Source organism: Mesorhizobium sp. CA13 (assembly GCF_020165235.1).
Lineage (GTDB): Bacteria > Pseudomonadota > Alphaproteobacteria > Rhizobiales > Rhizobiaceae > Mesorhizobium.
This window is the reverse complement of record NZ_JAIUHS010000011.1, coordinates 176,180-194,892: the sequence shown is the minus strand read 5'-3', so window position 1 is coordinate 194,892 and position 18,713 is coordinate 176,180. Positions and strand designations below refer to the sequence as shown.

Genomic DNA, 18,713 nt, shown 5'->3' with positions numbered 1-18,713 from the left:
CTCAGGCCATGTCCAGCGTGATGGCCACCGGACAATGGTCCGATGCCTTCGGCCGGTCCCAGCCGGCGCGCGGGAAACGTTCAACTTCCTGGCCGGCGGGGAAGATCGTGCGCCAGGGCTGGCCGTTGCGGATGATGTCCGGGACGGCGGTGGCGTTCTTAGCCGCCAGTCCCTTGGACAGCAGGATATAATCGAGCTGGCACAAATGCCGCTCTTGCGGCCCACGCGTGTGGTAGAAAGTCCAGCGGTTCATTTCCGGCCGCCTCTCGACCACGTTTTCGCAAAAACCGCCAGCCGTCAGCACGTTGATGCAGGACAGGTTCTCGTCGACCACTTCGAAACGATAGCCGTCGAATTCGTCGCCGGCGATCTTCACGCGCTGGCGGTAATCGTTCATGTCGCCGCAGATCGCCCAGCGCTTGTCGGCTGCATGATCCGCCCCGAAGCGCTCCTCGATGATCCGGCGCACCGCCTGCGCCTCGGCGATGCGGATCGGCATCGTCGCTTCACGCCCGTCGAGCCCGTTGCGGGGCGAGCCCATCGACTTGAAGTGCACGAGATAGATGGTCAGCGGCGAGCCGCCCACGGTAAGGTCCACTTCCAGGCAGTCGCGCCGGAAGATGCGTTCATTGGGCTGGTTGCCGAGCGCCGCCAGCTCCGGCGTGTGCAGCCCGAACTGCTCATAGGTCACATAAGCGTGGCTGGTCATGCGCACGAAGTCGATGGGCTGGCCCTGCGCGGTCTCGCTGCGCATCATCACGGCGACGTCGATGCCGCGCGAATCATTGCCGGCGGCGGTGTATTTCTGGCGGTAGCCCTGACCCACCATCTTGAAAAGATAGCCATATTCGAACGCCTTCAAGGCCTCGATATTGTCGACTTCCTGCATGCAGATGATGTCCGCGCGCGTGGCCGCGATGGCCAGCGCCGTCAGCTGCCGCGTGTCGTCCGATTGCGCGATGGCCCGGGCCTGCTCCAGCATCTTGTACTCGGCCTCGCTCTGGATATCGAAGAGGGCCAGCGTCCGATCCTCGTTGAGCTGGTTGCGGTATCCGGAGAAATCGAACCTGTTCATCAGGTTCTCGACATTGAAGGTTGCAAGGCGCAGCGACATATCATGACCTTTGCCCGCAAGCGCGGCAGAAAACAAGGCCGGGCAACCACCAGCTGGGAGCGATTGATCCTGGCGGGCTTCGCGCCGTGGTTGACGGAACCTTTCCGTTCATCCGCCGTTCAGACGCAAAGACCCACAGTGCGCCCATCCAGGGTCGGCGTGGGGCCTGTTTTCTTGGAGAAGTGCAATGAACGCGCTCTTTTCTTCCACTGTAAAATCCGGGCTGATAGCGCTCGGTATCTTCTCCGGCATCACGGCACCTTCCGCTGCCGGACCGATCCTGCAGCCGGACCTGTCGATTCCCGCCAGCACAGCAGCGCCGACTGTGACGCCTGTTCGCGACAGCTGGGCCGGCGGCAACAACCGGAGTAGTTTCAACAACGACTGGAGATGGCGCCGGTCGGGCGGCTGGAACCGCGGCAACTGGAATCGCGGTAATTGGAACGGCCGCCACTGGAACGGTCGCCACTGGAATGGCGGCGACGATTGGCGTTGGCGCCGCCACCATTATCGCGGCCGCTACTATGACGACGGAGCCGGTGCCGCGATCCTGGGCCTTGGCTTGGGGCTTGGCCTCAGCAGCCTGTACAACAACTACAACTACTATGATGCGCCGCCGCGCCGCTACTATCGCGCCGGCCGGCTGTCGAGCGCCCATGTCCGGTGGTGCTACAACCGATACCGGTCGTATCGCGCTTGGGACAACACCTTCCAGCCCTATAACGGCCCGCGCCAGCAGTGCTACTCGCCCTATCGCTGAGCCAGGCCGCATAATCTTGCAATAAGAAACGGCGCCGCGCGGCGCCGTTTCCTTTCGAGCGTGGATCGCTCAGGACGTTCAAAACAAGGGACGTGGATCGCTCAGTTCTTGGCCTTGTCGACCAGCTTGTTCTTCGAGATCCACGGCATCATCGCGCGCAGCTTGGCGCCGACCTCCTCGATCTGATGGCTGTCGTTCATGCGGCGGATGCCCTTGAAGCGCGACAGGCCGGCGCGGTATTCCTGCATCCACTCCGAGGTGAATTTTCCGGTCTGGATGTCCTTCAGCACGCGCTTCATCTCAGCCTTGGTCTCGGCGGTGATGATGCGCGGCCCCGAGACGTATTCGCCCCACTCGGCGGTGTTCGAGATCGAGTAGTTCATGTTGGCGATGCCGCCTTCATAGATCAGGTCGACGATCAGCTTGACCTCGTGCAGGCACTCGAAATAGGCCATTTCGGGCGCATAGCCGGCTTCCACCAGGGTCTCGAAGCCGGCCCGGATCAACTCCACCAGGCCGCCGCACAGCACGACCTGCTCGCCGAACAGATCGGTCTCGCATTCCTCGCGGAAATTGGTCTCGATGATGCCCGAACGGCCGCCGCCGACGCCGCAGGCGTAGGAGAGAGCGAGGTCGAGCGCGTTGCCCGAGGCGTCCTGGTTGACCGCGACCAGGCACGGCACGCCGCCGCCCTTCTGGTATTCGCCGCGCACGGTGTGACCAGGGCCCTTCGGCGCGATCATGACGACGTCAACCGTCGACTTCGGCTCGATCAGGCCGAAATGCACGTTGAGGCCGTGCGCGAAGGCGATTGCCGCACCGTCGCGGATGTTCGGCGCGATCTCGTCTTTGTAGATGTCGGCCTGCAATTCGTCGGGCGTCGCCATCATCATCAGGTCGGCCCATTTGGCGGCGTCGGCCACGCTCATCACCTTGAGCCCGTCGGCCTCGACCTTCTTGGCGGTTGCCGATCCGGCCTTGAGGCCGATGGCGATCTCCTTGGCGCCGGAATCCTTGAGGTTGAGCGCATGCGCCCGGCCCTGGCTGCCATAGCCGATGATGGCGACCTTCTTGCCCTTGATCAGATTGAGATCGGCATCACGATCGTAATAGACGCGCATTTTTGTCTTCCTTCCCGTTTGAAGATCAGAGGCCTTGCGGCCCGGTTTTTGCTCCGAAAAGAGCGAGAAACTGCTGCGTCGCGCGGACGGCATCGCCGCCGATCGCCGCCTCAGTCAATTCCAGCCGGTCGCCGAGCAAGAGACGGATCTGCACGTCGCGGGCGACCAGCCCGAAAAAGGTGCGGAACGCCGTCTCGGCATCCGAAAAATCGAGCAGCCCGGCCCGGCGGCCGGCCTCCAGCACCGGCTTCAGGCGCTTGGCGAGGGCAAAGCGCCCGTTCTCCAGCACCACCGCGCCAAGATTGTCTTTGCCCGAACCGGCATGGCCGACCGCCACCCGGTTGAGCGCGATCGAAGTGTCGCTGGAAATGACCCTCAGCCAGTCGGAAGCAAATCGCTCCAGGCTCGCGGCCAATGAGGCAAGATCGAGTCCCTTGCCGTCGACCGCCGTCACCCGCACCTTCGAGGCCTGCCATTGCACCGTCGCGGTGAGCAGCCCGTCGCGGTCGCCGAACCATTTGTAGAGCGTTTCCTTGGAGCAACTCGCCCGGCGCGCCACTGCGGTCATGGTCAGATTGTCGCCCTCCTCGACCAGCAGGCGGAGTGCGGCATCCAGAACCGCCTTCTGACGCTCCGTCAGCGCTTCGCTGTCGTCGAGATCGGCGTTTGCCTGCAACACGTTCTGTTCCCGGTTGATGGTAGAGCCGCGGATCGCCGCGAGTCCGTACCGTACGTTACGGTTCGGCATATTGCGCAATCCGAACATCGGCGCAAGGGGAAAATGACGAAATGCCTTCCGGTGTCCCCGTAGCCGCGCAAACGTATGTCAGTCGCCGGCTGGCGGATCGCGCAACCGACCGAGCAAGGCCGATACCGTGTTCAGTTCTTGCGGCGAGAGCTTGTCGCCAACCAGTTCCGCGATCGACCTGCCGTAGACGGCCCACATACGGCGGCGCGTCTCCCGTCCCTTGGCCGTGATGCGGACGGTTTGGCCGCGGCCGTCATCGGCCACCGGCAGCTTCTCGACAAGCCCGTCGGTCTCCAGGCGGGCCAGCAAACGCGAAATGTTGTACTGCGCGAACAGGGTTCGTTCGATCAGTTGGAACGGCCGCAAGCCGCCCTCGCCCGCCTCGGCGAGTTCGTGCAGCACGTCATACCAGGCAAGCGGCGGCAGGCCGCCCTCCTTCAGCGCATCTTCGGCACGTTCCACCAGCTGGCGCGATACCCGCATCAGGCGTGCCCATGTCTTGATGGCCTCCGGCGATGGCATGGCTGTCTCGATCATGGCGGCATCATAAGAGATAGATGCAATTGCATCAAGCTTGACGATGAATGCATTTGCATCTAGATAGATGCGAATGCATCGATATCGAGAGGCAAATCCGATGAAGCATGCCAACACCCTCATTCTCGTCAGCCATCCCCTCTGCCCCTATGTCCAGCGTGCGGCGATCTCGCTGGCCGAGAAAGGCGTGCCGTTCGAGCGCGTCGACATCGACCTCGCCAACAAGCCTGACTGGTTCAAGGCGATCTCACCGCTCGGCAAGGTGCCGCTGTTGCGCGTGCGGCTGGGGAACGATGAAACGGTGATCTTCGAATCGCCCGTCATCCTGGAATTCCTCGAAGAAACCGAGGCCAATCCCCTCCACCCCGCCGATCCCTATGCCCGTGCCCGGCATCGCGCCTGGATCGAGTACGGGTCGGCCATCCTCAACGCTGTCGGCCGGTTCTATTCGGCGTCGACCGAGGCAGGATTCCTCGCCGAGTCGCGGACGCTGTCGGAAATGTTCGATCGTGTGGAGACCGAATTGGCGGGCGAAGCCGGCCGGACTGGACCATGGTTCGAAGGCGGGCGCTTTTCGCTCGTCGACGCAGTCTACGGCCCTGTCTTTCGCTACATCGATACCTTCGACCGGATCGGCGATTTCGGCATTCTGGACGGCAAACCGCTCGTCCAGGCCTGGCGCCAGGTATTGAGTGAACGCCCGTCGATCAAGCATGCCGTGGCGCAAGACTATCCGCAGCGCCTGCATGCCTTCCTGCGGGCGAAGGGATCGTATCTTTCGACGGTCATTCGCAAGAACGATCCGGCCAGCGCGCTTCTACCAGCCCAGTTCGCCTGAACGGATCGACCACCGTGCCGGCCACCATCGAGGCCAGGAGCTGCGGCGCCGGGGCCGGCACCGCCAAGCCCGTGGACTGCGGGATCAGCCCCGCCGGGTGAAATCTAGTCGCGCCTCTCGACCTTGTCAGGCTCAAGCCTTGGCGGCATCGAAACCGAGGCGCGCGTCGCGCACCGCGTCATGATTGAGCTCGGCCCATAGGATCAGTTGGTGCAAGGCACCGAACATCGAACGTCCGAGATCGGTCAGGCTGTATTCGACGCTTGGCGGCTTGGTCGGGAACACTTCGCGATGCACATAACCGTCGCGCTGCAAATCATGCAGCGTTTGCGTCAGCATGCGTTGTGAGATGTCCGGCACCAGCCTGCGCAATTCTCCGAAGCGGTAGGGCCTTTCGGCCAGCGCCATCATCAGCAGCGAACTCCATTTGCCGCTCACCCCCTGGATGACGTCGCGGACCGGGCAATTGGAAAAGTTGCCTCCGCCTGAGATGGCCTTGTAGACCTCCAACTTCGTTCTGAGATTGACGATCTTGCTGTCCACGGCTGGTTCCCTGGCTGTGCCTACCTCCCGAAAAACTGCCTTCTTTACGACCACGGGTCAATTCCTATTTTAGCGCTGGTCTCTTTTTGAGACCACCACTCGAACCGCGCTTCCGGCGCAATGTTGGGATTCTCCATGACCGCTACCCTTCTCGTCACCGGCGCTTCCGGCCAACTCGGCCGCGGCGTCATTCAGCATTTGCTGGACTCACTCAAGGTTCCGCCACAACGAATCATCGCCACCACCCGCAATCCGGAAAACCTTGCCGACCTGGCGGCGCGCGGCGCCACCATCAGGGCCGCCGACTTCGACGATACCGCATCGCTGGAGGCTGCATTCAAGGGCGCCGACAGGGTGCTGATCATCTCGACTGGCGAGCTCGACCTGCTTCACGGCAAGCGCCTGAGGCAGCATGAGAACGCGGTCGTTGCCGCGAAGAAAGCCGGCGTCGGCCATCTTCTCTATACCTCGATGCCCAACCCCGAACCGGTTTCGCCGGTGCTATTCGCCAACGATCACTACGGCACCGAGCAGGCGATCAAGGCGAGCGGCATCCCCTACACGATCTTCCGCAACGGCTGGTACCAGGAGAACCTGTTCATGGCGCTGCCCCACGCGATCGCCTCGGGGCACTGGTACACGTCCGCCGGCGAAGGCCGCATCGCCCATGGCGCACGCGATGACATGGCCGCAGCGATCGCCGCCGGCCTCGCTTCCGGCTCGACCGACAGCAAAACCTACACGCTGACTGGCCCGCAAGCGTATACGACGGCCGAGATCGCTGCCCTCGTCAGCGAAGTCACTGGCAAACCGCTCGATGTCGTGCAGGTTTCGGATGATGCCCTGACCGAAGGCGTAAAGGCATCAGGTGTTCCCGAGGATTTCGCCGGCGTCATCGTTTCCTTCGACGTCAACACGCGCGCCGGCCGCATCGCCATGGTGACAGACGCGGTCGAGATGCTTTCCGGCAGGACGCCAAGGACGTTGAGGCAATTCCTCGAGGCGAACAAGGCTGCCCTGGCCGGTTGAAATCCACGCGGCGGGAAGTCTGTTCTCGACTTACCGCCGCCCCCCTACTTCGATGTTTTGATCAGGCCGTGCCGGATAAGGCTCTCTCCGGTCGCCGCCAGCGCGTCTTCGCGCGAACGCGGTTTCCAACCGAGCATGCGCACCGCCTTGGCATTGGTGGCATTCTTGACCTTGCCCAGCTCAGGCACGAGCTGTGCGACTTCCGGATTGAACAGTCCCACCATGCGCACCAGCCAATCGGGAAGCTCTCTGGTCGAAACGCGCGCCGCCGCATTGCCGAGCCGCTTTCTCAAGGTTTGCGCGATTTCCCGCACGGTCATGAAATCGCCGGCGACCGCCAGGAAGCGCTCGCCGTTGGCAGCGGGATCGGTCATGGCGCGGACATGCAGGTCCGCCACGTCGCGTGCATCGACGACGCCGAAGGACAGGCGCGGCAGCCCGGGCATGGCGCCATTCATCATGCGTTGGACAAATTCGGTGGAGGTCGAATGGTCGGAGCCAAGCACAGGCCCGAAGATGCCGACGGGGTTGACGGCAGCAAGCTCCAACCCGTCCCCCTCGGCGGCGATAAAATCCCAGGTCGCGCGCTCGGCGAGCGTCTTCGACTTCACATAGGCGCTGACCCTTCCCATCGGATCGGTCCAGCTCTCCTCGGTGAACGCACGGCCGTCGGGCGGCAGCTTGCCGTAGCCGATTGCCGCGAAGGAGGACGTCAGCACGACGCGTCTGACGCCGGCATCTCGTGCCGCCCGCAGCACCCGCAACGCACCTTCACGGGCCGGAATGATCAGTTCGTCCTCATGCTTGGGCACGCCGGGCGGGAACGGCGAGGCGACATGCAGGACATAGTCGCAGCCGGCAGCGGCTGGCAGCCAGCCGGCATCGCTCATGAGATCAGCGATTGCAAAGGAGAGCCGGCCATCCGGCTCGACGCCACCTGCCTTGAGCATGGCCAGGACATCGGCTTGCCGCCTGGCCGAGCGCAGGGTCGTGCGCACGCGGTAGCCCGCCTTCAGCAGTTCAAGGATACAGTGAGCGCCGAGAAAGCCAGATCCGCCGGTGACAAGCACCAATTCGCCGCTCATGCCCGCCCCCCCAAGCCTCAGCCCAAGGCGATCGAGACTGTCAGATCGCCACCTGCGTGCCGATCTCTACCACACGGCCGGTCGGTATCTGGAAATATTCAGTGGCGTCGGCCGCCGTGCGCGCCAGCCCGATGAACAGCCGGTCTTGCCACACCGGCATGCCGGAATTGGGCGAGGCTTTCAGCGAGCGCCGGGACAGGAAGAAGGACGTCGTCATGATGTCGAACTTCCAGCCTTGCTTGCGGCAGATCGCCAGCGCGCGCGGGATATTGGGCTGCTCCATATAGCCGAAGGTCAGCGTCACCCGCATGAACAGCTCGTTGACCGTCTCCATCTTGACCCGATCGCTGTCAGGCACCACCGGCTGCGGCGCGGTCACCACCGAGAGGATCACATTCTGCTCGTGCAGGACCTTGTAGTGCTTCAGGCTGTGCATCAGCGCGGTCGGCGCGCTCAGCGGATCGCTGGTCAGGAACACCGCGGTCCCGGATACCAGTTGCGGCTTCTTCTTCAACAGATTGCCGGCCAGGAAATCGAGCGGGATCTCGTTGCGGCGGGTCTTGTCGAAGAGATAACGGCTGCCGCGCACCCAGGTCCACATCGCCAGAACGATGGTGAAGGCCACCGCCAGCGAGGCCCAGCCGCCTTCGAACACCTTGACGATGTTGGAAGCAAAGAAACCGACATCGATGAAACCGAACAAGGCTGTCATCGCGACCGCCACCCACAGCCGCCATTTCCAGATGCGGGTCATGACGACAAACAGCAGCACCGTGGTCACCAGCATGTTGCCGGTCACCGAGATGCCGTATGCCGAGGCCAGCCTGCTGGATTCGCCAAAGCCTACCACCAGCATCATCACCACCAGCGCCAGCAACAGGTTGACGCGCGGCATGTAGATCTGGCCGGACTGTTTTTCCGACGTGTGCAGGATTTCCAGCCGTGGCAGCATGTTGAGCTGCACCGCTTGCCTGGTCAGCGAGAATGCGCCTGAAATCACCGCCTGGCTGGCGATGACCGTCGCGGCGGTCGCCAGCACCACCATCGGGATCAGCGTCCAGCCTTCGTTCATTTCGAAGAAGGGATGTCCGACCACGCCGTTCTTGGCCAGCACGAAGGCGCCCTGGCCGGCATAGTTGAGCAGCAGGCAAGGGAACACGATCGCCAGCCAGGCGAGCACGATCGGCTTGCGGCCGAAATGGCCCAGATCGGCATAGAGCGCTTCGGCGCCGGTGACCGCAAGGAAGATGGCGCCGATGGTGACGAAGGCGACATCGGGCGAATTGATCAGGAAGGCGACGATATAGTGCGGGCTGATCGCCCACAGGATTTCCGGATCGGCGATGATATGGTTGAGACCGGACAGGCCGATAGCCAGGAACCAGACCGCGGTGATCGGGCCGAAGATCAGCGCCACGCCGCCGGTGCCGAAGCGCTGCACCGAAAACAGAACCGCCAGGATGACCAGTGTCAGCGGCACGACATAGGGCTGGAACGTCGGCGTGACGACATTCATGCCCTCGACCGCCGAGAGCACCGAAATTGCCGGGGTTATGACGGCATCGCCGAAAAACAGCGAGGCGCCGACGATACCGATGCCCAGAATGATCGCCGAGCGCTTCGGGAAACTGCCGCGCGCCAATGCCATCAACGATAGCACGCCGCCTTCGCCGCGGTTGTTGGCGCGCAGCACGAACATGATGTATTTGATGGTGACGATGATCGTCAGTGACCAGATGATCAGCGAGAGAACGCCAAGAATGTCGCCACGGTCGGCCACTTCGCCGCCCGACGACGCCACCAGCGCCTCGCGGAACGCGTAGATCGGGCTGGTGCCGATATCGCCGTAAACAACGCCGAGCGCGCCGAGCATCAACACCTTGGTGCTGTGCTGCTCGATCTCAGGATGGCTCGATTGTTCGACGGTTTCTGCCTCACTACCAGTGTTGGCAAGGGCCATGAACGACACTCCGATAAGCGGGCGGTGCTCTACGCTTGCTGCGATGCAATATCAAGTACCGTCGCGTTATGGCTGCCATGCTTTGCACGCGAGGCTGCCACCATTACCACCCGCAAGCCCTGAGAAATCGGCCCACCGTGCCGGCCATGCCATACTCCAACGCGTCGGCTGTCAACCCATGTCCGATCGACACTTCGGCCAATGCCGGAACGCGTCGCGCCAGGGCCGGCAGGTTGCCCACCGTCAGATCGTGCCCGGCATTGACCTCAAGGCCCGCGGCAACGGCCGCATCGGCGGTTTTTCCCAGTCTTTCCAGCTCCTTGGCCGCCTTGGCGGAATCGGCATGACAACTGCCATAAGGTCCCGTGTAAAGCTCGATACGGTCGGCGCCGGTATCGCGCGCGGCGTTTATGCCGGCGGGATCCGCATCGGAGAACAACGAGACCCGGAAACCGCACTTCTTCAGGCGTCTCACGATCGGTGTCAGGAACGCTGCATCGGCGATGAAGTTCCAGCCATGGTCCGAGGTTGCCTGGGAGGGATCGTCAGGCACCAGGGTTACCTGTTCCGGCTGGTGCTTTTCCACAAGCGTCAGGAAATCCTCGGTCGGATGGCCCTCGATGTTGAATTCGGCCCGCGGGAACTCATCGTCGATCAAGGCCCTGATCTCAGGCAGGTCTGAACGGCGGGTATGGCGCTCGTCCGGGCGAGGATGCACCGTCAGCCCATGCGCTCCCGCCGCAAGCGCGATGCGGCCAAGCCTGATCACATCAGGCCACGGCAGGTCGCGCCGGTTGCGCAGCATGGCGATGGCGTTGAGATTGACGGAAAGCTTTGCGGGCATGGCTTCGGATCCTGCTCGATTTCGGCGCATCTATACCGCCTTTGACGGGAACAGATAGGGGGTTTCCGGTGTTCCAGAAGATCGGATGACGTTTGTGAAAGGTTAGGATCCCTTGAATTTCCTCGAAGCCGTGCCGGCAATCCGGCGCATCGATACGGACCGTGAGGATCTCTTCGCCATCGATATCGTCGGCCATGTCTCGGCGGCCGACGCGGAAAACCTGTTCGGCCTGCTCGAAGCGGCCTACGCGCTTCACCCGCGAATCGATGTGCTGGTGCGCGTGATCGATCATGACGGTGTCGACTGGAACGACATATCGGACGAGACGCTGAGACAGGGCGCGGTGCAGGCCGTGGAGCATGTCGGCCGTTGTGCCGCGATCGGCGAGCCGGACTGGACGGCGCAAGCGCGAGACTTCCTCCCTACCCCGCCGCCAGTCGAACTCAGGCACTTCAAAGACGAGGACGAGGCCGATGCCTGGCAATGGCTCGGCGCCAGGCAACTGAGCTCCGCTACCTGACGATCGTCAACCGTTCGGCCGCCCGGGTGATCGCGGTGTAAAGCCAGCGCTGGCGCGTCTCCTTGAACGCCCAGCTCTCGTCGAACAGCACGATCTCGTTCCATTGCGAGCCCTGCGCCTTGTGCACGGTCAGCGCATAGCCATAGTCGAAATCGTCGAACCGCTTCTTCTGCTGCCACGGGATATCGGCGTCGGGATCCTCGAAAGCCGCCTTGAGCAGCTTGATCTTGGCGACACCGCGGTCCGGATCATCCTCTTCCGGCGACACCAGAAGGTTGATGCCAGGTTTTACTGTCTCGCGCGACGAGGTCATCACCTTCCACAGCGAGCCGTTGAGCAGGCCCTTGGCCGGGTCGTTGCGCAGGCACACCAGCTTGTCGCCGGCCTGCGGATAGTCGGCATTGAACCCCTTGAGCTCGCGCAGGCGCTGGTTGTAGCGGCGGCGCGTGCGGTTGGTGCCGACCAGCACCTGGTCCGCCCTCAGCACCAGCTCCTGGTTGACGTCTTCCTTGCCGATCACCTGCGCCGTGCCGTAGTCGCCGCGCATGAATTCGCGCCCCTCGCGCACGTCGAGCGCCAGCCGCAGGATCGGATTGTCCCGCGCCTGCCGGTGGATTTCGGTGAGCAGGAAATCCGGCTCGTGGTCGGTGAAGAAGCCGCCGCCCGAGATCGGCGGCAACTGGCCGGGATCGCCCAGCACCAGGATCGGCGTGCCGAAGCTCATCAGGTCACGGCCAAGCTGCTCGTCGACCATCGAGCATTCATCGATGATGACCAGTTTCGCACGCGAGATCGGGCTCTGCCGGTTGAGCGAAAAGGTCGGCGACATCGACGTCTTGCCGGTCACCTCGTCTTCGACCGATTCCTCGCCCTTGGGCCTGTAGATCAGCGAATGGATGGTGCGGGCATTGACCGCGCCCTTCGAGCGCAGCACCTGCGCGGCCTTGCCGGTGAAGGCGGCGAACTGCACCTGCCCGTCGACATGTTCGGCGAAATAGCGCGCCAGCGTCGTCTTGCCGGTGCCGGCGTAGCCGAACAGCCGGAACAATTGCGGCTTGCCGGCCTTGAGCCAGCGCGCGACCGCTTGCAGCGCCTCGTCCTGTTGGGGTGAAAATTCCATCTGATCGTGTGACCGGATTCGCGAGGGAAAGACAAGATAGCCGCCATCGCCATCGACGCAGCCTGGTGGCGAACGCCCTGCGCTTCAGCCTATCAGGCGAGCACGGGAACGTAAAGGGAACAGGGGCGCCATGTACGCGCGATCAGATGACGGCGTGCGGATCGTTCTCCAGCAGGATCGGCTTGCCGTGCGGGGTGGCATGCGCTGCGCGCTCCCAGGCCCGCGCCATTGCATCGACATCGGGCTTGGCGGCCAATCCTTTCGACGCTAGTAGCCCTTCCAGCGCCGCCAACCAATGTTCGTAATAGTCATGGCCGTCAGCCGCGGCACCGGGTTTCTTCACTTCGGCTGACAGCGCCTGCGCCCACTCGCTCCACGAAAACAGGCCCTTGTCGTGCAGCGCCACCGTCATCGCGAAGGCTTCGGCCTGCCAGGGCTCGGCGAAGATGGGCGCATCGAGGCCGGCGGGCAAACCGGCAGGCCCGGTCGCCTCAGGCCGGTTCAAGATAGCTCTCCCAGGCATCGATGGACACGGTCAGCGTCGGATCGGCCCCGTCACCCCAGATCTCGGCTCCGTCGAAGACCACCGTATAGACCCATTGCGGGTTTTCGCCTTGCCCATGCGCGTTGGTGTCGGGGAACACAAAGCCTTCGCGCACCGCTTCAATCCTCCCACGCTTGCCGCGGGCGTAGCGCGGCAGCCTGGTGTGGCCGGTCGGGTTGAAATTCCTGGTTCGTATGCGGTCGCCGGCCTTGAAGCGTGGGGTCGTCCCCACAGGCCGGTTGCACGGAGCGCCCTTAGCCAGAACGGCCGGAACGTCGTCGGCCTTCAGCACTCTTTTGGGCGTCGCCGCTGGATCGATCGCCTCGCCTGCCTTGAGATCACGCTCGCTTACGAAACCATGGCGCTTGAGCAGGGTTTCCAGCGCCTTGATCCATATCTGGTAGTAGCTGGAGGCATAATAGTCGGCCGGATGCAGCGATTCCCGCGCATGCCGGCTCTCATCGATATTCCAGGCACCCATTGCGCCGGCGGTGAGCGTCACGCCGAGCGCCCGCCGCTCCCAGTCGGCATGGAAATACGGCTCGTCCCGCTCCGGCGCCACCGGCCCGAATCCCATTTGTCCGCCGAGGTCCTGCGGCCCGTTCATGCCGGCTCCCCCCTTTATTCCGGTACTTTGGCCAGCGCGGTGCCGATCATGGCATCACGGCTTACCAGTTCGGCCAGCCGCTCCTCGCTCCAGCCTTCGGTTCCTTGCGGCCGCATCGGGACGACGAGATAGCGCAACTCCGCGGTCGAATCCCATACGCGTATCTTTGTCGAGGCCGGTAGCGTCAGCCCGAATTCCTCAAGCACGCCGCGCGGATCGATGACCGCGCGCGAGCGATAGGGCGGCGCCTTGTACCAGACCGGCGGCAGGCCGAGCACCGACCACGGATAGCAGGAGCACAGCGTGCAGACGACGAGATTGTGCGTCTCTTCGGTGTTGAACACCGCCTGCATGTGCTCGCCCTGGCGGCCGGTGTAACCCAGCGATCCGATCGCTGCCGTCGCATCGCGCTTCAGCCACTCGGCAAAAGCGGGATCGCTCCAGGCCTTGGCCACCACCCTCGCGCCGTTGCGCGGACCGATCTTGGTCTCGTAGGTATCGACGATGACATCGATCGCGGCCGGATCGATCAATCCCTTGCGGGTGAGAATGGTTTCCAGCGCGCGCACGCGGGCGGCAAACGGATCGAGCTCGTTGTCGTGGTCATGATCGTGGGACATGGCGACAAATTATGGCTCTCCTATCCGTCGGCCGCAAGCATGACGGCTTGGGCCAGCGGGCGCGATGCGGATCCTACTCCGCAGCCGCCTTCTGCGGCTCGCCCTGCCTCTCGTCATCGCCGTCGAACAGCGAAGGCTGATCCCCCCCTTCGACCAGGTGCAACTCGGCCTTTCGCTTCGGAAATAGCCCCAGCAGCCAACCCGAGAAATGCTCCATGTAGACATAGATCACCGGTGTGACGAACAGGGTCAGAGCCTGCGAGGCGAGCAGGCCGCCGACGACGGCGACGCCCAACGGCTGGCGCAGCTCCGCGCTGGCGCCCGTGCCGAGCGCGATCGGGAACGTGCCCATCAAGGCGGCCAGCGTCGTCATCATGATCGGCCGGAACCGCATCAGGCAGGCCTTGTGGATGGACTCGGTGGCCGACATGCCTTCTCGTCGCAATTCGAGCGCGACGTCGACCATCATGATGCCGTTCTTCTTGACGATGCCGATCAGCATCAGGATGCCGATCACCGCGATGACGGACAGGTCCATGCCGGCGAAGCGCAAGGCGACAACCGCCCCCAGCACAGCCGATGGCAAGCCTGTGAGGATCGTGAGCGGATGGATGAAGCTCTCATAGAGAATGCCGAGCACGATATAGATGGTCAGGATCGCGCCGCCGATCAGCAGGCCCTGGTTGGCGAGCGAGTCCTGGAAGGTCTTGGCCGTGCCGGCGAAGCTGGTCGAGATCGTCTCCGGCATGCCGATCTGCTCTTTGAGCGCGTTGATGCGGCTCACGCTGTCGCCGAGCGCCACGCCTTGCGGCAGATTGTAGGAGATCGTCACGGCCGGAAGCTGGCCGAGCTGGTTGACCGTCAAGGCGCCGGCCGTGCGATCGACCCGGGCGAAGGCGCCAAGCGGAACCAGGGAGCCGCTCGCCGTCCTCATCTGGATGGCCAGCATCCGCTCCGGCGACCACTCGATCTTGGGATCGAGCTCGGTGATGACTTCGTAGCTGTCGGCGGAGCCGAAGATTGTCGAAACCTGGTCGGTGCCGAACCCGCCATACAGCGCCGAGCGCAGCGTGTCGGTGTCGATGCCGAGCTGGGCCGCCTTGTCGCGATCCACCACCAGCGTCGCCTGCAGCGCATTGTTCTGCAAGTCGCTGGTGACGTCGGTGAAGGTCGCATGATCGGCCGCCATCGCGTCATTCAGTTTCTGCGCCCAGATATCGGTCTGGCCGGTGTCGAGGCCCTGAACCACGAGCTGGTAGGCGCTGGCCGACGAGCGCGAACCCAGCCGCAAATTCTGCACCGGCTGCATGTAGGTCTCGATGCCCGCCACGCCGGCCAGTTGCTTGCGCAGATCCGCAAGCACCTTCTCGATATTGGGCCGCTGGTCCTTGCCCTTGAGCTGGACGAAAAGCTGCCCCTGGTTGAGCGCATTGTTGCCGCTGCCCGCCGACCAAGCCACATGATCGACATAGGGCGAATGCGAGAAGACGCTGGCCACCTGCCCTTGCAGCTTTGCCATGGCGTCGAACGAGATGTCCTGGCGCGCGATGGTCGTCACCGATATCTGGCCGATATCCTCCTGCGGGAAAAAGCCCTTCGGCGAGACCTCGATCAGCCACACCGACGCCGCCGCGGTGCCTATGAAGACCAGGAACACCAGGAAGGTGTGCCGCAGGCAGAAGCTCAAGACCCGGTCGTAGCCGCGGGTGATGAAATCGCGCCTATGGCCATCGCCATGCGCCTCCCGGTCGGCCTTAGTCACCGACAGCAGCCGCGAGCACAGCATTGGCGTCAGCGTCAGCGACACGAACATCGACGCCAGGATGGCGACCGTCACCACGACGGCGAACTCGTTGAAGATGCGCCCGATCACGCCGCCCATCAGAAGCACCGGAATGAACACGGCCACCAACGAGATCGAAATCGATATGATGGTGAAGCCGATTTCGCGCGCGCCCTTCAGCGACGCATCGAACGCCGACAACCCATCCTCCTCCATATGGCGGAAGATGTTTTCCAGCATCACGATGGCGTCGTCGACGACGAGGCCGACCGCGAGTGTCAGGCCCATCAGCGAGATGTTGTCGATGGAAAAGCCGAACAGGAACATCGCGCCGAGCGTGGCGATCAACGATATCGGCACCGCCACGGCCGGGATGATTGTCGCCGTCACGCGGCGCAGGAACACGAAGATCACCATGACCACCAGCGCGATGGTCAACAGCAGCGTGAACTGCACGTCGTCCACGGCCTGGCGGATCGAGGTCGAACGGTCGTTGAGCAGCTTGATCTGGGCGGCGGCCGGCATCTGGTCCTGGAAGGACGGCAGCATCGCCTTGACCTTGTCGACGACGTCGACAGTGTTGGCGTCGGGCTGGCGCTGCACCGCCATGATGATCGCGCGCGTGCCGTCATACCAGCTCGCAGTCGTCGTGGTCTGCACCGAATCGACGACGCGTGTCACCTCGCCCAGCCGCACCGGATGACCGTTCTTGGTGGCGATGATGAGGTTGGAGAATCCGGCGGCGTCGGTCAGCTGCGTATTGGCCGTGATCGTCAGCTGCTGTTTGTTGTTCTTCAGAACGCCCAGCGGGGTATTGGAGTTGGCGGATGCGATCGCCGCCTGCAGCTGGTCGATCGAAATGCCGCGCGCGGCAAGCGCGGTCGGATCGATCTGGATGCGGACTGCATATTTCTGCTGGCCGAAGATGGAGACCTGCGCCACGCCGTCGATGGTCGACAGCGACGGCGAGATGACGTTTTCGGCGAAAGCATCGAGATCGGTCAGCGGAACCGTATCGCTGACCAGCGACATCAAAAGGATCGGCGCGTCGGCCGGATTGACCTTGCGGTAGCTCGGCGGCGAGGTCATCTGGGGCGGCAGCGATCTTTGCGTGCGCGCGATCGCTGCCTGCACGTCCGCGGCCGCGGCATCGATGTCGCGGTTGAGCACGAACTGGATGGCGATCGAGGTCTGGCCGAGCGAGTTGGTGGTCGAGATCGAATCGATGCCGGCAATGGTGGCGAACTGCTTGATCAGCGGCGTCGCCACCGACGTTGCCATCGTTTCCGGCGAGGCGCCGGGCAGCTGTGCCGAGACGTTGACGACAGGGAATTCGGCACTGGGCAGCGCGGCCACCGGGAGGAACTTGTAGGCGAACAGCCCGCCTAGAACGAGGGCGAACGACATCAGGAGGGTGGCGACAGGCCTGCGAATGCAGAACTCGGAGATCATTGGGCGGCCTCGCCGGCCTTGTCAGCTTGCGCAACCTTGGGTGCTGCCTGGTCGCCGGATCTGGCCGATGCCTTGCCTTCGTGCACGGCAGCCCCGTTCTTCAGTCGCGTCTGGCCTTCGATGACAACCTTCTCGCCGCTTTTCAGGCCATCGCTGATGGCGCTGTTCTGACCTTCGGTCAGCGCCACTTGCACCGGCCGCATTTCGACTGTGTTGTCAGGCTTGACCACGTAGACGAACGGCCCCTTCTGGCTGGGTTGCACCGCGACCGTGGGGACGGACGTCATCTGCGGCATGATGCCGGCGTCGAGCACGACATTCACATATTGGCCCGGCCACAGCGACAGATCGGCGTTGGGTATGCTGGCTCGTGTTGCGATGGTGCCGGAAGCGGTATCGACGCTGGAATCCACGAAATCGAGCGTGCCCTTGCCGATCGGTGTCGGGTCGCCGTCCTGGGTCAAGGTCACTGCCCCTTGCTGTGGCTTTGCCAGTGCCTTGTGCAGCAGCGCAAGGTTGCTTTCGGGCAGGTTGAAGTTCACCTGCAGCGGATCCATCTGGGTGATGGTGACGAGCGGGGTCGAGGTGCTGCTGCTGCCATTGCTGGTGGTCACGAGATCGCCCACGGCAACGTTGACCGCGCCAAGCCTGCCGGAAATCGGCGCGGTAATCGTGGCAAAGCCAAGCTGGACATTGTCTGCATCGATTGTCGCCTTGTCGGCATCGACAGTCGCTGCCGCCGCCTTCTGCGTGGCAACGGCCTGGTCGTAGGTCTGCTGCGTACCGGCCTGCTTGGCGACAAGATCCTTGGCGCGCTGAAGATCGGAATTCGAACTGGCAAGCAGCGCCTGATCCTTGGCGAGCGTCGCCTGATCCTTGGCGAGTTGCGCCTTCAAGGCACGGTCATCTAGCGAAAACAGGAGGTCGCCGGTTTTCACCATCTGCCCGTCCTTGACGTCGATCGACACGATCTGGCTGGACACCCGCGCGTTGATGCTGACCACGGCGGGAGAGGAGACGAAGCCGATGGCGTAGCGCCGGACCGGGAAATCGGCCGTCGTTGCCGTGGCCGAGATGATCGAGGCCGAACGGGCGCCAGTGCCGCCAGCCGCCTGCTTGGCCCCTGCCTGCGGATCCTGCCTATCCGGCGCCGGCTTGTCCGACGCGACCTGCTTTGCACCGATGGTCTGCCGGGCCCTGCTCAGCGTGTCGGGAGACAGATAGAGCCAGGCCGCGCCTGCGCAGGCGACTGCAAGCAATGAAAGAATGACTTTTCCACGCATCGACAAAAGACCCTCTCCGTCCGACACGCCATAGCCAGGTGGTCGTATTCTAGCTCAAATCACGGCTGCCTGCCGCGATTTCGCTGAATAGATAGGACAGGGCTTTGGCGGAAAAGGGCCAAAACACGGCATTACGAAGATTTAATGTGCACTGCACAATGGATGGGCAGCCCACTATGATCGCGTGCAAAAGCCCGATCGCGAA

At 63.2% G+C, this 18,713-nt stretch carries 18 protein-coding genes; 4 read left to right on the top strand and 14 right to left on the bottom strand.

Annotation, left to right across the window (positions count from 1 at the left end; all coding sequences use genetic code 11):
• Position 1 precedes the first annotated feature (1 nt).
• Positions 2 to 1,114 carry an endonuclease/exonuclease/phosphatase family protein gene (locus LB566_RS23230; protein ID WP_224627485.1) on the bottom strand — a complete coding sequence of 371 codons (1,113 nt, stop codon included), beginning with the start codon at positions 1,112 to 1,114 and terminating at the stop codon, positions 2 to 4.
• A gap of 187 nt (positions 1,115 to 1,301) precedes the next feature.
• Here LB566_RS23230 and LB566_RS23225 point away from each other — a divergent pair, with 187 nt between their 5' ends.
• Positions 1,302 to 1,874: a BA14K family protein gene (locus LB566_RS23225; protein ID WP_224627473.1), complete on the top strand. Its 573-nt coding sequence runs from the start codon at positions 1,302 to 1,304 to the stop codon at positions 1,872 to 1,874.
• A 101-nt stretch (positions 1,875 to 1,975) separates the two neighbouring features.
• On the opposite strand, the gene ilvC is transcribed toward LB566_RS23225, so the two are convergent.
• The 3 genes from ilvC to LB566_RS23210 form a co-directional block, all read right to left on the bottom strand.
• A complete protein-coding gene (ilvC, locus tag LB566_RS23220) occupies positions 1,976 to 2,995 on the bottom strand; it encodes a ketol-acid reductoisomerase (protein WP_224627463.1) in 1,020 nt (339 codons plus the stop codon).
• Between the two features lie 25 nt (positions 2,996 to 3,020).
• Complete coding sequence (locus LB566_RS23215; protein WP_263498322.1) at positions 3,021 to 3,743, bottom strand: TetR/AcrR family transcriptional regulator; 723 nt, start codon at positions 3,741 to 3,743, stop codon at positions 3,021 to 3,023.
• A gap of 78 nt (positions 3,744 to 3,821) precedes the next feature.
• A complete protein-coding gene (locus tag LB566_RS23210; RefSeq protein ID WP_224627453.1) occupies positions 3,822 to 4,280 on the bottom strand; it encodes a MarR family winged helix-turn-helix transcriptional regulator in 459 nt (152 codons plus the stop codon).
• A gap of 100 nt (positions 4,281 to 4,380) precedes the next feature.
• On the opposite strand from LB566_RS23210, the gene LB566_RS23205 reads away from it, so the two are divergent.
• Complete coding sequence (locus LB566_RS23205; RefSeq protein WP_224627450.1) at positions 4,381 to 5,118, top strand: glutathione S-transferase family protein; 738 nt, start codon at positions 4,381 to 4,383, stop codon at positions 5,116 to 5,118.
• A gap of 132 nt (positions 5,119 to 5,250) precedes the next feature.
• Here the strand turns inward: LB566_RS23205 and LB566_RS23200 are convergent, their stop codons facing one another.
• Positions 5,251 to 5,661 carry a winged helix-turn-helix transcriptional regulator gene (locus LB566_RS23200; RefSeq protein WP_224627449.1) on the bottom strand — a complete coding sequence of 137 codons (411 nt, stop codon included), beginning with the start codon at positions 5,659 to 5,661 and terminating at the stop codon, positions 5,251 to 5,253.
• A gap of 135 nt (positions 5,662 to 5,796) precedes the next feature.
• On the opposite strand from LB566_RS23200, the gene LB566_RS23195 reads away from it, so the two are divergent.
• Positions 5,797 to 6,690, top strand: a complete 894-nt coding sequence (locus LB566_RS23195) for an SDR family oxidoreductase (RefSeq protein ID WP_224627446.1) — start codon at positions 5,797 to 5,799, stop codon at positions 6,688 to 6,690.
• 44 nt (positions 6,691 to 6,734) lie between these two features.
• Here the strand turns inward: LB566_RS23195 and LB566_RS23190 are convergent, their stop codons facing one another.
• The 3 genes from LB566_RS23190 to LB566_RS23180 all read right to left on the bottom strand — a co-directional run bounded on the left by LB566_RS23190 (position 6,735) and on the right by LB566_RS23180 (position 10,579).
• Positions 6,735 to 7,775 (bottom strand): SDR family oxidoreductase, encoded by a 1,041-nt coding sequence (locus LB566_RS23190; protein ID WP_224627405.1) that lies wholly within the window; start codon positions 7,773 to 7,775, stop codon positions 6,735 to 6,737.
• Positions 7,776 to 7,815: 40 nt separating this feature from the next.
• A complete protein-coding gene (locus tag LB566_RS23185) occupies positions 7,816 to 9,735 on the bottom strand; it encodes a potassium transporter Kup (protein ID WP_140495382.1) in 1,920 nt (639 codons plus the stop codon).
• Between the two features lie 103 nt (positions 9,736 to 9,838).
• A complete protein-coding gene (locus LB566_RS23180) occupies positions 9,839 to 10,579 on the bottom strand; it encodes a pyridoxine 5'-phosphate synthase (protein WP_224627403.1) in 741 nt (246 codons plus the stop codon).
• 112 nt (positions 10,580 to 10,691) lie between these two features.
• Here LB566_RS23180 and LB566_RS23175 point away from each other — a divergent pair, with 112 nt between their 5' ends.
• Positions 10,692 to 11,099: an STAS/SEC14 domain-containing protein gene (locus LB566_RS23175; RefSeq protein ID WP_224627401.1), complete on the top strand. Its 408-nt coding sequence runs from the start codon at positions 10,692 to 10,694 to the stop codon at positions 11,097 to 11,099.
• Here the strand turns inward: LB566_RS23175 and LB566_RS23170 are convergent.
• From LB566_RS23170 to LB566_RS23145, 6 genes are all read right to left on the bottom strand, one after another.
• On the bottom strand, positions 11,092 to 12,219 hold the full coding sequence (locus LB566_RS23170; RefSeq protein WP_140553563.1) for an ATP-dependent RecD-like DNA helicase: 1,128 nt from the start codon (positions 12,217 to 12,219) through the stop codon (positions 11,092 to 11,094). The two genes, LB566_RS23175 and LB566_RS23170, sit on opposite strands and share 8 nt — an antisense overlap.
• Positions 12,220 to 12,361: 142 nt before the next feature.
• Complete coding sequence (locus LB566_RS23165) at positions 12,362 to 12,724, bottom strand: nitrile hydratase accessory protein (RefSeq protein ID WP_224627391.1); 363 nt, start codon at positions 12,722 to 12,724, stop codon at positions 12,362 to 12,364.
• On the bottom strand, positions 12,711 to 13,370 hold the full coding sequence (nthB, locus tag LB566_RS23160; RefSeq protein ID WP_224627389.1) for a nitrile hydratase subunit beta: 660 nt from the start codon (positions 13,368 to 13,370) through the stop codon (positions 12,711 to 12,713). Before nthB ends, LB566_RS23165 begins: the two co-directional genes overlap by 14 nt.
• Before the next feature lie 14 nt (positions 13,371 to 13,384).
• A complete protein-coding gene (nthA, locus tag LB566_RS23155) occupies positions 13,385 to 13,990 on the bottom strand; it encodes a nitrile hydratase subunit alpha (RefSeq protein WP_140553561.1) in 606 nt (201 codons plus the stop codon).
• 73 nt (positions 13,991 to 14,063) lie between these two features.
• Complete coding sequence (locus LB566_RS23150; protein WP_224627386.1) at positions 14,064 to 17,225, bottom strand: efflux RND transporter permease subunit; 3,162 nt, start codon at positions 17,223 to 17,225, stop codon at positions 14,064 to 14,066.
• Entirely contained in the window at positions 17,222 to 18,508 is a 1,287-nt protein-coding gene (locus LB566_RS23145; RefSeq protein ID WP_224627384.1) for an efflux RND transporter periplasmic adaptor subunit, read from the bottom strand. Before LB566_RS23145 ends, LB566_RS23150 begins: the two co-directional genes overlap by 4 nt.
• Positions 18,509 to 18,713 lie beyond the last annotated feature (205 nt).